General features: G+C 70.9%; 11 protein-coding genes. 7 read left to right on the top strand and 4 right to left on the bottom strand.

Annotated features, from left to right (window positions below; all coding sequences use genetic code 11):
• The first annotated feature begins 2 nt into the window (after nucleotides 1–2).
• The 4 genes from IE252_RS40440 (at nucleotide 3) to ccrA (ending at nucleotide 7,454) form a co-directional block, all read left to right on the top strand.
• A complete protein-coding gene (locus IE252_RS40440) occupies nucleotides 3–803 on the top strand; it encodes a cyclase family protein (RefSeq protein ID WP_190094505.1) in 801 nt (266 codons plus the stop codon).
• Between the two features lie 404 nt (nucleotides 804–1,207).
• The gene (locus IE252_RS40435) at nucleotides 1,208–1,954 is read left to right on the top strand and encodes a helix-turn-helix transcriptional regulator (RefSeq protein WP_190094504.1); all 747 of its coding nucleotides are present in this window, start codon (nucleotides 1,208–1,210) and stop codon (nucleotides 1,952–1,954) included.
• A gap of 187 nt (nucleotides 1,955–2,141) precedes the next feature.
• The gene (locus IE252_RS40430; RefSeq protein WP_190094503.1) at nucleotides 2,142–6,164 is read left to right on the top strand and encodes a type I polyketide synthase; all 4,023 of its coding nucleotides are present in this window, start codon (nucleotides 2,142–2,144) and stop codon (nucleotides 6,162–6,164) included.
• 63 nt (nucleotides 6,165–6,227) lie between these two features.
• Nucleotides 6,228–7,454, top strand: a complete 1,227-nt coding sequence (ccrA, locus tag IE252_RS40425; protein WP_190094502.1) for a crotonyl-CoA carboxylase/reductase — start codon at nucleotides 6,228–6,230, stop codon at nucleotides 7,452–7,454.
• A gap of 97 nt (nucleotides 7,455–7,551) precedes the next feature.
• Here ccrA and IE252_RS40420 read toward each other — a convergent pair whose 3' ends face one another.
• Nucleotides 7,552–7,938, bottom strand: coding sequence for a VOC family protein (locus IE252_RS40420; protein ID WP_190094501.1), 387 nt, complete (start codon nucleotides 7,936–7,938; stop codon nucleotides 7,552–7,554).
• Nucleotides 7,939–8,106: 168 nt separating this feature from the next.
• Complete coding sequence (locus IE252_RS40415) at nucleotides 8,107–8,349, bottom strand: chaplin (RefSeq protein WP_190094500.1); 243 nt, start codon at nucleotides 8,347–8,349, stop codon at nucleotides 8,107–8,109.
• 204 nt (nucleotides 8,350–8,553) lie between these two features.
• On the opposite strand from IE252_RS40415, the gene IE252_RS40410 reads away from it, so the two are divergent.
• Nucleotides 8,554–9,195: a GNAT family N-acetyltransferase gene (locus tag IE252_RS40410; protein ID WP_190094499.1), complete on the top strand. Its 642-nt coding sequence runs from the start codon at nucleotides 8,554–8,556 to the stop codon at nucleotides 9,193–9,195.
• Between the two features lie 9 nt (nucleotides 9,196–9,204).
• On the top strand, nucleotides 9,205–9,330 hold the full coding sequence (locus IE252_RS44090; RefSeq protein ID WP_268248472.1) for a hypothetical protein: 126 nt from the start codon (nucleotides 9,205–9,207) through the stop codon (nucleotides 9,328–9,330).
• 129 nt (nucleotides 9,331–9,459) lie between these two features.
• Here IE252_RS44090 and IE252_RS40400 read toward each other — a convergent pair whose 3' ends face one another.
• Nucleotides 9,460–10,386, bottom strand: coding sequence for an FG-GAP repeat domain-containing protein (locus tag IE252_RS40400; RefSeq protein ID WP_229849117.1), 927 nt, complete (start codon nucleotides 10,384–10,386; stop codon nucleotides 9,460–9,462).
• A gap of 116 nt (nucleotides 10,387–10,502) precedes the next feature.
• Nucleotides 10,503–11,105, bottom strand: a complete 603-nt coding sequence (locus IE252_RS40395) for a TetR/AcrR family transcriptional regulator (protein ID WP_190094497.1) — start codon at nucleotides 11,103–11,105, stop codon at nucleotides 10,503–10,505.
• Between the two features lie 49 nt (nucleotides 11,106–11,154).
• Here IE252_RS40395 and IE252_RS40390 point away from each other — a divergent pair, with 49 nt between their 5' ends.
• Nucleotides 11,155–11,706: a GNAT family N-acetyltransferase gene (locus IE252_RS40390; protein ID WP_190094496.1), complete on the top strand. Its 552-nt coding sequence runs from the start codon at nucleotides 11,155–11,157 to the stop codon at nucleotides 11,704–11,706.
• Nucleotides 11,707–11,860: the final 154 nt, after the last annotated feature.

Below are 11,860 nucleotides of genomic sequence, written 5' to 3'. Positions count from 1 at the left end.
AGATGAGCCGCATCATCGACCTGACCTCCCCGCTCGACCCCCACGACCTCGATCTCGTGCCACCCGACATGCCCGATCTGGCGCTGGTGATCGCACCCAAGATCGACTATCACACCCATGACGCCTGGGGCCGCGAGTTCATGGTCGCCTCCTTCGGCTGCGACCCCGACGACCTGCCCGCCCGCGAGGGACCGGCGGGCGAGGTCATGCACGAGATCAGCACGCACTGCGGTACGCACGTGGACGCGCCCCTGCACAGCGGGCGCCTGTGCGAGGGCCGCCCCTCGCGCACCATCAGCGACATCGCGCTCGACGAGCTGTACCGCCCCGGCATGGTGCTCGACGTGCGCCCCTGGGCCAGGCCCGGCGAAGCCATCCCCGTCGAGGCGCTGGAGCAGGCGGTGAAGGCCAACGGGCGGGACATCCAGGACGGCGACGCGATCCTGATCCGCACCGGCCAGGAGCGCTACCGCCTGGGCGAGCCGGAGTACTTCGACTACCCCGGCATGTCGGGCGCCGGCACCCGCTATCTCACCGGCCGGGGAGCGACGATCCTGGGCACGGACGCGATCGGCTGGGACCGGCCGATCCCGAGGATGCGCCGGGCGTTCCAGGAGACCGGTGACGCCGGGCACATCTGGGACGGGCACTACGCGATCCAGGACAAGGAAGCGCTGATCGTCCAGCAGTTGGTGAACCTGGGCGCGCTCCCGCCGACCGGTTTCATGGTCGGCTTCTTCCCCCTCAAGCTCACCGGTACGAGCGCCTCGCCCACCCGGGCCGTCGCCTTCCTCCCCGAATAGCGCGACCGCGGCCGTGCGGACCACACCCCGCACGGCCGCTTTTCCATACCGGCTGACCCGCTGGATTTCCCGACCACGCAAAAAGCGTCACATCCGATCCGCCCCGCACGGCGCCACGACAGCCCGCCGCACATCGAAACCCGGGAATTACCGGGCCCGCGCGGCCGAATGTGGTGCCGGTCACCTGGCCGGATGTCAACACTCCGGCACCGGTGACGCGTTGACGATGTTCCGCTACGAACTGTAGCGTTACTTATCGGTAGGGTGGTGAATGCAGAAAGGCGTGAGTTCCAAGGGCACGAAATAGTGGGCTCCGCGCATCACTGCCCGGCTTTTCTGTCACACCCTCGACGGTTGCGCGAAGCTGCCTTTCCACAGCGACACAGCAACTCGATGAGGCGTGCATGAGCAATCCCAACTCCCTTTGCGACGAAGTACTGTCGCAGATTCGGCCGCTGATCGAATCCGTCGTCAACGACGTCCAGATCCGCGCACTTGAGGATTCGACTCTCGCCGTCATACGCGACAGAGATGTCGCGGCCACCACACTCGACACCCTGGTGGAGCGGGCGGAGTTCTCGGTGAACATGCTCGTGCCGCATTCCCGCGACGCTTTGCCGGTGGCGGACGCGGCGTTACGGGGCCTGGCCGCGCGGCGTCCCGGCGGGGCCCGGGTGCAGATCCTCGCGGCGCCGGAAGTGGCCGCGGACCAGCGGCTCGCTCGGCTCGGCGGGCTCACCGAGCGCGTCGAGGTCCGGCTCGCCGCCGACGTGCGGCACGCCGCCGTGGTGGTGGACGGGCAGGTGGCGCTGGTGCGCTCGCCCGGCGTGGTCACGGCCGGCGCCGAGGCCTCCGTCATCCGGGCGCCCGGCGTGGTCAAGGCCCTCTACGACATCATGATGACCGCGTGGCACCGGGCCGCCCCGCTGGTGAAGTACCAACAGCTCCAAGAATGCCTCAACGGGGACTGCGGCACGCGGATCCTGCAACTGCTCAGCGACGGCTGCACGGACGAGGCGGCCGCCCGCGAACTCGACATGTCCGTGCGCACCTATCGCAGGAGAGTCGCCGACATCATGCGCCTCCTCGGTGCCCGCTCACGATTCCAGGCCGGGGTGTACGCATCCAGCATGGGGTTGTTACAACCATAAGTCAGAGGCGTGTCAGGAAGTACATGTGCAGGCAGCAACCTGTCAGCTGGAACAGGAAAGCACCGCAGTGCATGGCAATTTGCTGACCTCCCGTTGAACATGGCCGCCTTTTCTGGCGAGACTCGGAGTCGAGCCCGCGCAGCCGACTGCCGCGCGGCCTTCCCGAGTTAAGGAAGTCACGTACACCATGGGTGAAGAAACCCCGGTGCGGCCCGCACCGATCGCGATCGTCGGAATGGCCTGCCGGGTTCCCGGTGCCGACGGCCCGGACGCTTTCTGGCAGCTCCTGATGGACGAGGTCTGCTCGGTCGAGGACGTTCCGGCGACCAGGTTCGGGCGGCCGTACGAGATTCCCGGGGCGCGCGTCCGGTCGGGACTCCTCAAGGACGTGGACCGGTTCGACGCCGAGTACTTCGGGATCTCCCCGAGGGAGGCGGCGGGCATGGACCCGCAGCAGCGGCTCTTCATGGAGACCGTCTGGGAGGCCCTGGAGGACGCGGGCCAGGACCCCGCGCGGCTCGCGGGCACCCGTACCGGCGTCTACGTGGGCACCACCAACGTCCACTACTGGGACCTCCAGCAGAGCGTCGACTTCCCCGACATCCACGCCTCGCTCGGCGCGGGCTCGCGCTCCACCACGACCGGCCGGGTCTCCTTCGCCCTCGGCATCACCGGACCCGGGCTCTCCGTGGACACCGCCTGCTCCTCCTCGCTGACCGCCATCGCGCTCGCCTGCCAGAGCCTGCGGGCGGGCGAGTCCACGCTCGCCATCGCGGGCGGCTCGCAGCTGCTGCTCGCCAATACCGAGAACCACGGCTTCGTCGACGCGGGCGTGTTCGGGACCGACTGCCGCTTCGGCGACGCCTCCGCCGACGGCTTCGTCTTCAGCGAGGGCGTGGGTGTGGTCCTGCTCAAGCCGCTCGACCGCGCCCTCGCCGACGGCGACCCGATCCGGGCCGTCATCCGCGGCTGGGGCATGAACAACGACGGCGCGGGCAGCGACACGATGATCAACCCCGCGCTGAGCGGCCAGCGGCAGATGCTCCAGCTCGCCTACGAGCACGCCGGGATCCCCGTATCCGACGTCGACTACATCGAGACCCACGGCACCGGCACCCGCGCGGGCGACCCGGTCGAACTCGGCGCCATCGCCGCCGTCCTGGGCGGGCGCGACAAGGGCCGGCCGCCGCTGCTCGTCGGCTCGGTGAAGAGCAACATCGGCCACACCGGCTCCGCCGCGGGCGTGCTCGGGCTGATCAAGACCGTACTGGCCCTCCAGCACCGCACCGCCCCGCGCAGCCTCCACGTCACCGAGCGCACCCCGGCGATCGACTGGGACGCCACGGGCCTGGACATCCCGCACCGCGCGTCCGTACCGCTCGTGGCGGAGGGGCGGCCGCTGACCGCCGGTGTGAGCGGGTTCGGCGTCTCCGGCACCAATGTGCACCTCGTGCTCACCGAAGCCGAGGCCGAGGTCGGAGCCCAATCCCGCGGCACCGGTGACCGCACGCCCCTCGCCTCGGAGAGCGGCGCCACGCACATCCTCCCCCTCTCCGCCGCCTCACCCCAGGCCCTGCGCCAGCGGCTCCAGGACATGGCCCACCACCTCTCCCCCGGCGGCGCCGGACGCGGCGCCGCGATCGCGGACGTCTGCCACACCGCCGCGACCCGCCGCGCGCACCACGACTGCCGCGTCACCGTCGTCGGCGACAGCCACGACGCACTGGCCGAGCGGCTGCGGGACGTCCTGGCCGAGGACGGCTCCAGGCCCTACGCCGGCCGCCCGCAGGTCGCGTTCGTCTTCTCCGGCCACGGCTCGCAGTGGATCGGCATGGCCCGTGAACTCATGGACACCTCGACGGCGTTCAGCGCGGCACTGATCCGCTGCGACGACGTCGTACGCAACGAGACCGGCTGGTCCGTCATCGACCGGCTCACCGACGGCAGCGACCTGGTCGGCGAGACCGTCGCCGTCGTGCACCCGGTGCTCTGGGCGGTCCAGGTCTCCCTCGCCGAGACCTGGCGGGCCTGGGGCGTGGAGCCGGACGTGGTCATCGGGCACAGCATGGGCGAATCGGCGGCCGCCTGCGTCGCGGGCGCCCTGAGCCTGGCCGACGCGGCGGCCGTGGTCTGCCGCCGCGCCAGGCTGATCCGCGACCGCGTCGCCGGTCGGGGCACCATGTCGGTGGCCGCACTGCCCGCGGCCGAGGCCGAAGCGCTCATCGCGGAGCTCGCGGTGAACGTGTCGGTGGCGGCCAGCAACGGCCCGCGCACCACGGTGCTCGCCGGTGAGATCGAGGGCATCGAGAAGATCAAGGCCGAGCTGGACGCCCGTGACGTGTTCTGCCGCGTCATGAAGGCCGAAGCCGCCTCGCACTGCGCCCAGATGGACCCGCTGCTCGACGAACTCGGCGCGGAATTACGGGAGATAGCCCCCAGGACCGGCCGCATACCGATGCGCTCGACCGTCACCGGCGAGCTGGAGGACGGCAGCGGGCTCGACGCCTCGTACTGGACCCGCAACATCCGCGGCCGCGTCCACTTCCACGAGGCCGTGCTCAGCACCGCCCTCGCCGCCGAGACCGTGTTCGTCGAGATCAGCCCGCACCCGATCCTGTCGAGCGCCGTGCAGGACTCGCTCCTGGACGCGGCCCTGCCCGGCACCGCCGTCGGCTCCCTCATCCGCGACGAACCGGACCGCCAGACCCTGCTGACGCACCTCGGCAAGGTGTACGAGAGCGGCGCCCGCGTCGACTGGGACGGCCTCTACGGCGGCGGTCGCCTCGTTCCGCTGCCGACCTACCCCTGGCAGCGCGAGAGCTACTGGGTGGAGGACCTCGAAGCCCTCCCCCAGTCCCACACGTTCGCCCTGGACCCGTCGGACTCACCGTTCCTCGCGGACGCCCCGGCGCACGGCCCCGCCCTGCTGCACGGCCCGGCGTTTGCCGAAGCCGCCCGGGTCGCGGCCGTCAGGACCGCGCGGACCGACGCGGTGCTGCTCACGGACGTGACCGTCAAGGACGCCCTCGCGGTGCACCCCGGATCCGCCCCCGTGCTGCGCGTCACCCTCACCCCCGGGGAGACGGACGGCAGTTGGTGCTTCTCGGTCACCGGGGAACAGGACGGCAGGGAGAACGAGCACGCCTGCGGCACGGCGACCGTGACGCCCGGCCTCGCCGCCGCCGTGCACGAACCGCTCGCCCGCACGCTGGAGCGCTGCCCGCAGCGCCTCGACGGTGCGGCCTTCTATGCCGGAATGGCCGGGGTCAAGGAGCTCTACCAGGTGGTGGACGAGCTCTGGCTCGGGCAGGGCGAGGCCGTCGGCCGACTGCGCCGCCCCGCCACGCTGGAGCCGCACCCGGACCACCCGGTGCACCCGGCCCTGCTGGCCGCGGCCGCGCAGCCCGCCTTGGCACTGCTGCCGGACATGGCGTACCTCACCGAGCACGTCGGCCGCGTCACCGTGCTCGGGCCGCAGACGGACGTGATGTGGAGCAAGTGCTGGATCTCGGAAGTCACCCCCGACGGGCTGCTCTTCCTGGACCTGGCGCTCCTGGACGAGGCGGAGAACGTGGTGGTCGAGGCCACGCGGATGCGGATGCGCAGGCAGGACGGTGGTACGGAGGTCGGCGCCGGTGCCGAGGCGAGCGCGGAGGACGAGATCATGAGCACCGAGCCCGAACCCGTCCACGAGCGGGGAACGGTCACCGGCCGGAGCGCGGACGGCGGCATCGAGCTGACGGGCGAGCTGCGGCTGACCGACCCGTCCAGCGGCTTCGTCGTCGAACTGCGCGGCAGCCTGCGGATCTCGCAGGCCGGTACGGCGAGCCCTTCCCCCGCGGTCACCGCACCCGCTCGTACAACCGCGCCCGTCGCACAGCCCACGGCCGCCCCGGCACCCGTCGTGGCGGTGAGCCCCGCGGCCGTGGCACGGCCCACCGCGGACCGGCCCGCCGAGGACGCCCCGGCCGCCGACCGCCCGGTCGTCGACCGCGTGGCGGCGCACGTCGCCGCGGTGCTCAAGATGCGCGTCGCCCGGCTCGACGTGAACAAGCGCTTCAACCAGCTCGGCATGGACTCGCTCATGGCGACCGAGCTGCGCAAGCGGCTGGAGAAGGAGCTGGGCGTCGCCCTGCCCATGACCCGGCTGGTGCGCGAGACCACGACCGCCTCCCTGGCCCGGGAGCTGGAGGCGGAGATCACCCGCTGACCGGCCGACGCGCGGCCGGACCGGACCACAAGGCACCAGCAGCACCACAAGGTGGAGGAAGAGTTGAGCAAGGACCTGTACGACATCGGCCAGCTGCCCCCGTTGGGCGAGGTACCCGCGCGGATGCACGCGTCGGTCATCCGCCCGGAGCGCTACGGTCCGCCGGAGCAGGGCTTCGCCATGGAGGTCGTGGACGTACCGCGCGTCGGGCGCGGCCAGGTCCTCGTCTACGTGATGGCGGCGGGCATCAACTACAACAACGTGTGGGCCTCCCTCGGCTACCCGTACGACGTCATCGCCGGACGGCAGAAGCGCGGCGAGCCCGAGGACTTCCACATCGGCGGCTCCGAGGGGTCCGGCATCGTCTGGGCGGTGGGCGACGGCGTCACCTCCGTGAAAGTGGGCGACGAGGTGATGCTCTCGGGCTGCACCTGGGACGAGACCGCCCACGACATCCGCCTGGGCGCCGACCCGATGACCTCGGTCACCCAGAACGCCTGGGGCTACGAGACCAACTACGGCTCCTTCGCGCAGTACGCGCTCGTCGACGACTACCAGTGCCACCCCAAGCCGGCCAACCTCTCCTGGGAGGAGGCCGCCTGCTTCCTGCTGACGGGCGCGACCGCCTACCGGCAGCTGTGCGGCTGGGCCCCGCACACGGTGGAGCCCGGGGACCCGGTGCTGATCTGGGGCGGCGCGGGCGGCCTCGGCTCGATGGCGATCCAGATCACCCGCATCCGGGGCGGTGTGCCCATCGCCGTGGTCTCGGACGAGGAGCGCGGCAAGCACTGCCTCGACCTCGGCGCGGAGGGGTTCATCAACCGCAACGACTTCGACCACTGGGGGCGGCTGCCGGACACCACGGACGACGCCGCCATGGCCAAGTGGGCCAAGGGCGCGCGGGCCTTCGGCACCAAGTTCTGGGACATCCTCGGCGAGCGCCGGGCGCCCAAGATCGTACTGGAGCACAGCGGCCAGAACACGATTCCCACGTCGATGTACGTGTGCGACACGGCGGGCATGGTGGTCATCTGCGGCGGCACCAGCGGCTACAACGGCGACGTGGACCTGCGCTTCCTGTGGATGCGCCAGAAGCGCCTCCAGGGCTCGCACTTCGCGAACATCCGCCAGTGCCGCCAGGTCATCGAGCTCGCGGCGAGCAAGAAACTCGACCCGTGCCTGTCCTGGACGGGTGACTTCGAGGAGACGGGCCTCGCCCACCAGCTGATGTACGAGAACAAGCACCCGTCCGGCAACATGGCCGTCCGCGTCAACGCGGTGAAGGGCTGACCGTACGGCGCATACTCGCAGGACGCCGACTGTGCGGCGGTGACGGCCGAGAAGCCGTGGCCGCCGCACAGTGGTTCACCGGTTTCGCGGGATGCGCTCAGACCAGCGTGGTGATGCAGAACGGGTGGCCCGCGGGGTCCAGCAGGACCCGCCAGCGGTCGGGTTGCGGCTGCCCTTCGGGCTTGACGGCACCGAGGGCGAGCAGCTCGGCCTCGGCCGAGTCCAGGTCGTCGACGCCCACTTCTATGTGGGCCTGCTTCTCCTGGGCGGGGTCCGGCCAGGTGGGACGGCGGTAGTCGGCGAGCCGGTTGAACCCCAGACCCGCGGCGCCGTCCTGGCCGAGCAGAACGAAGTCATCAGTCGAGTAGACGACGGGCAGGCCGAAGACCTCGCCGTAGAATCGGGCCAGCTCGGCGGGGTCGGGGCAGTCGAAGGTGACGGCGGCGAAGCGGAACGGCCGCGCGGAGGCGTGTGCGGAACTCATGACCCGGACGGTAGAAGGGAATTGGGTCAGATCCGGTCCTAGTTCGGCGCTGGACGACCGGCACACCCACTTTGACCGTGGATGACCGGCCCATACCGCCCCGACACGGCGAAGGCCGCAGCGCACCTGACGACGTCAGATGCGCCACGGCCTCGCCTCAGCGGCTGGTCACTTGTTGGTGCACTTGCTGCCGCCGGCCGGGTTGAGCAGGCCGATGATGTTGATCGAGTTGCCGCAGACGTTCACCGGAACGTGGATGGGCACCTGGATCACATTGCCCGAGAGCACACCCGCAGAATGGCTGGCGTGTCCTTCGGCGTGGGCGTCGGCCACGGCGACGCCGGCGCCCGCGAAGGCCGTCACCACGGCCAGGGCGGTGGCGGCGAAAGCGGTCCGAATACAAATACGCATGTCTCTCCCCAGATCGACGGAGCGTCGTGATGCGCCACAACGGCGAGCCGCAGCACATCACATCGATGGTCATATCAGGGCGAAATGGTCGTTCCTTCCGATGAAAGGCCACCCGGTCGGGTCGAGAAGTCACCCCGTTGAGTGCGCGAATCCGACGAGCAACCTGCCTCCCCACCTCGATGCTCAAGATCATCTAGATGCAGAATGACCCGTATGTCGATAACGAACATGCCGCAGGCAGCGACGATCGACGACGCCGCCTTGATCAGCCGCACCCTGGCGCGCGCCTTCGAGGACGACCCGATGATGCGCTGGTTCTTCCCCGACGACGCCTCGCGCGAGGCGGGGCTGGGCCGCTACTACACCACCCTGTTCACCCGGCAGTACGTCCACCACGGCGTGTGCGAGCGCACCGGCACCGCGGCCGCCTTCTGGGTGCCGCCGGAGGCACAGGCCAAGGCGGTTCCCGACGCGGAGACCATCCGCGAGCTGGAGGACATCCTCGGCGACCGGGCCGGGGCGTTCCGGGAGGCCGTCGAGGCGGTCGCCGGGCACGGACCCCAGGAACCGCACTGGTACCTGGCGGTGATCGGCGCCGACCCGGCCGGCCGGGGCCAGGGGCACGGGTCCGCGCTGCTGCGCTCGGGCCTGGCCAAGGCGGACACGGCGGGTCTGCCCGTCTACCTGGAGTCCTCCAAGCCGTCCAACCTGCCCGTCTACGAGCACTTCGGCTTCACCGTTCTCGAAGAGGTACGGCTGCCGGGGAACGGGCCGACGCTGTGGCCGATGCGGCGCGCACCGCGCACGAACACCCCTGCCGGTGACTTCGTGCCGAGGGCCAGGTGATCGGCTAGCGTGTACAACTACCCGTTGCGCGCGAACACCGAGGTCACCCAGGTGAGTTCGTGGGTACGGGCCGACCGCGCGGAGCTGGACGGGCCGCTGTACGACGCGGTGACGCGGTGGCTGTCCTCGGCGTAGCCGTTCCGCCAGATCGACTACCGGTCGGGGACCTGACCGGACCGGGCCACGGCTCGTACGACCGCAAAGGGTCCAACTCCCGCAAGAGTTGGACCCTTCGTTCAACCGCTACCGACTACCGGCTGCAGCTCAGAACAGGATGCGGTACGTGTTCCAGCCGCCGTTGCCGATCTTCACGCGCTGCTTGTACGGGGCGGAGGCGTTGCCCGTGCCCTTGTACAGCCACAGCGAGCCGTCGTTGCCGCGGCCCAGCAGGTCGCTCTTGCCGTCGCGGTCGACGTCACCGCTGGACACGAGGGTGTTGTAGGTGTTCCAGCCGCCGCCGACCTTGGTGCGGGTCTGGAACGGCGCCTTGTGGTTGCCCGTGCCCTTGTAGAGCCAGAGCGTGCCCGCGCGGTCGCGGGCGACGATGTCGGCCTTGCCGTCGCCGGTCAGGTCGCCGTTGCCGACGATCTGGGTGTACTGGCCCCAACCGCCACCGACCTTGTAACGGGAGGTGAGCTTGCCGTTGCCGTAGCCGAGGTACAGCCACAGCGTGCCGGCGGAGTCGCGGGCGAGCAGGTCGGCCGCCTGGGCGCCGCCGAGGTTGCCCGGGGACAGCACCTTGTCGTAGATGTTCCAGCCGCCGCCGACCCGGAAGTCGTCGGTGTTCTCGCCGCCGTAGTACAGGCCGCCCTTGGTGTCCCACGTCCACATGCCGTCGGGGAGCCCGTCGGCGGTGTTGTCGGCCAGGGCGCCGGCCTTTACGCCCGGCATGGGGCCGAGCTCGATGCGGTCGGTGAGGCCGCCCTTGCCGTTGGGCAGGTACATCCAGCCCTGGTCGGAGCGGTCCACACCGAACAGCGGCGCGAAGGCCTCCTCTCCCGTCGGCTCGCTCTGGGCCGCCGTCAGCCCGGCCTTGGCCTTGCCGGCCTCCGCGGACCCGAAGACCGAGGGAGCCTTGGGGGTGTCGGCGGCGAACGCGGTGGCGCCGGTGCCGACGAGGGCGGCGGTAACCGCCGCGGCGGCCAGCCGGGCGGCTATCCGCCCGTGCTTACGGCCAGTGGTCTTGGCCACGTATCTCTCCATTGATCGGACGAACGCGACACGGCCCGGCACACACCTGTTCCGGCGTCATACGCACTGGGACACATCACGTGATCGCCCGAGACTTTACACAGAACATTTACGCGTCAACGACTTTCCGGCCAGGGGTGGACCAATGCCGCCAGGTAGTCGTCGAGGAGCTCGGTCTGGCGCGGGGGCGGGAACGCCTCGGGGGCGAAGAGTGCCTGCACCACCAACCCCAGGACGAACGACTGGGCGCCGGCCGCGATGCGCGCCGGGTCGCCGGGCGGCAGTTCGCCGAGCTCCTGGGCCGCGGCGACCAGTTCGCGTAGTTTGTCCCGGCTGCGTCCGTACTTGAGGGCGTACTCGCCGCTCAGCGCGGGGTCGGCGAGGGCCGTGTCCCAGGAGGACACCCAGATCCGGTTGCTGGCGGTGGCCTCGGCGGTCAGCGGCAGGATGTCGAGCAGGGCGGCCCGCACGGCGGCCAGGCCCGTACCGGCGGCGCGCCGGGGGCGGGCGGCGGTGCGCTGGTCGAGCAGGTCGAGGGCGTGCGCCACCAGGTCGCGCTTGGCGGGGAAGTAGTGGGTGAGCAGGCCGGTGGTCGCCCCGAGCTCGGTGGCGACGGCGCGCAGGGTCAGACCGCCGAAGCCCTGCGCGGCGAGCACCCGCCAGACCGCTTCGGAGACATCGCGACGACGGGCTTCGTGGTCGCCCTTGGTACGTGGCATGCTGCTACCGTACATAACCGTAACGCTTGTTATGTGAATGGGGTCATCCATGTTCTCCCTCCCGCTGCGGGACAACGCCCACCTGCGTCCGCTGGAGCTGTGGCACGCCGAGGAGTTCGCCGCCCATATGGACCGGGCCCGCGAGCACATCCGGCCCTGGGTCGGGGCCGGGTTCGTGACCGACGACGTCGACGGAGCACGCGGCACCCTGCGCCGCTACGCCGAGCGCCAGGCCGCGGACGGCGCCCGCCTCTACGGCATATGGCTCGACGGCACGCTGGTCGGCGGCGTGATGTTCACCGACTTCAGCACCGCGTCGGGCTCCTGCGAGGTCGGCTGCTGGCTGGAGCCGGCCGCCGAGGGCCACGGCGTGGTCACCGAGGCCTGCCAGGCGCTGCTGGACTGGGCGTTCGTCACGCGCGGGCTGCACCGGGCCGAGTGGCACTGCCGGGCCGACAACGAGCGGAGCGCGGCGGTGGCCGAGCGGCTCGGTATGACCCTGGAGGGTGTGCGGCGCGAGTACTGGCCCTACGGCGGCACCCGCTACGACAAGCAGCTCTGGGCGGTCCTGGCGCCCGAATGGCGCGCGCGTCGCCGGTGACGGCCGCTCACCCCGCCGCGACCGGCTCCGGGTGTGCCACTTGGACAGTGTGGCCAGCAGGAAGACCAGGGCGGCCGCGCAGGCCACCGCGCCCCACGCGGGCAGCAGCCAGGCGGCGGGCAGCAGCATGCCCGGGGTGAGGACCAGACAGGGC

Origin of the sequence: Streptomyces melanogenes (genome assembly GCF_014649795.1) — a bacterium.
Classification (GTDB): domain Bacteria; phylum Actinomycetota; class Actinomycetes; order Streptomycetales; family Streptomycetaceae; genus Streptomyces; species Streptomyces noboritoensis.
Note: the sequence above shows the minus strand (reverse complement) of the source record. Positions and strands in the feature narration are given on the sequence as shown.

Bases quoted from the DNA above. Each gene is read 5' to 3' on its own strand.
- IE252_RS40395 (WP_190094497.1), bottom strand. From the start codon at position 11,105: ATGCCACGTACCAAGGGCGACCACGAAGCCCGTCGTCGCGATGTCTCC.
- IE252_RS40410 (WP_190094499.1), top strand. From the start codon at position 8,554: ATGACCCGTATGTCGATAACGAACATGCCGCAGGCAGCGACGATCGAC.
- IE252_RS40430 (WP_190094503.1), top strand. From the start codon at position 2,142: ATGGGTGAAGAAACCCCGGTGCGGCCCGCACCGATCGCGATCGTCGGA.
- IE252_RS40435 (WP_190094504.1), top strand. From the start codon at position 1,208: ATGAGCAATCCCAACTCCCTTTGCGACGAAGTACTGTCGCAGATTCGG.
- IE252_RS40415 (WP_190094500.1), bottom strand. From the start codon at position 8,349: ATGCGTATTTGTATTCGGACCGCTTTCGCCGCCACCGCCCTGGCCGTG.
- IE252_RS40440 (WP_190094505.1), top strand. From the start codon at position 3: ATGAGCCGCATCATCGACCTGACCTCCCCGCTCGACCCCCACGACCTC.
- IE252_RS40390 (WP_190094496.1), top strand. From the start codon at position 11,155: ATGTTCTCCCTCCCGCTGCGGGACAACGCCCACCTGCGTCCGCTGGAG.
- IE252_RS40420 (WP_190094501.1), bottom strand. From the start codon at position 7,938: ATGAGTTCCGCACACGCCTCCGCGCGGCCGTTCCGCTTCGCCGCCGTC.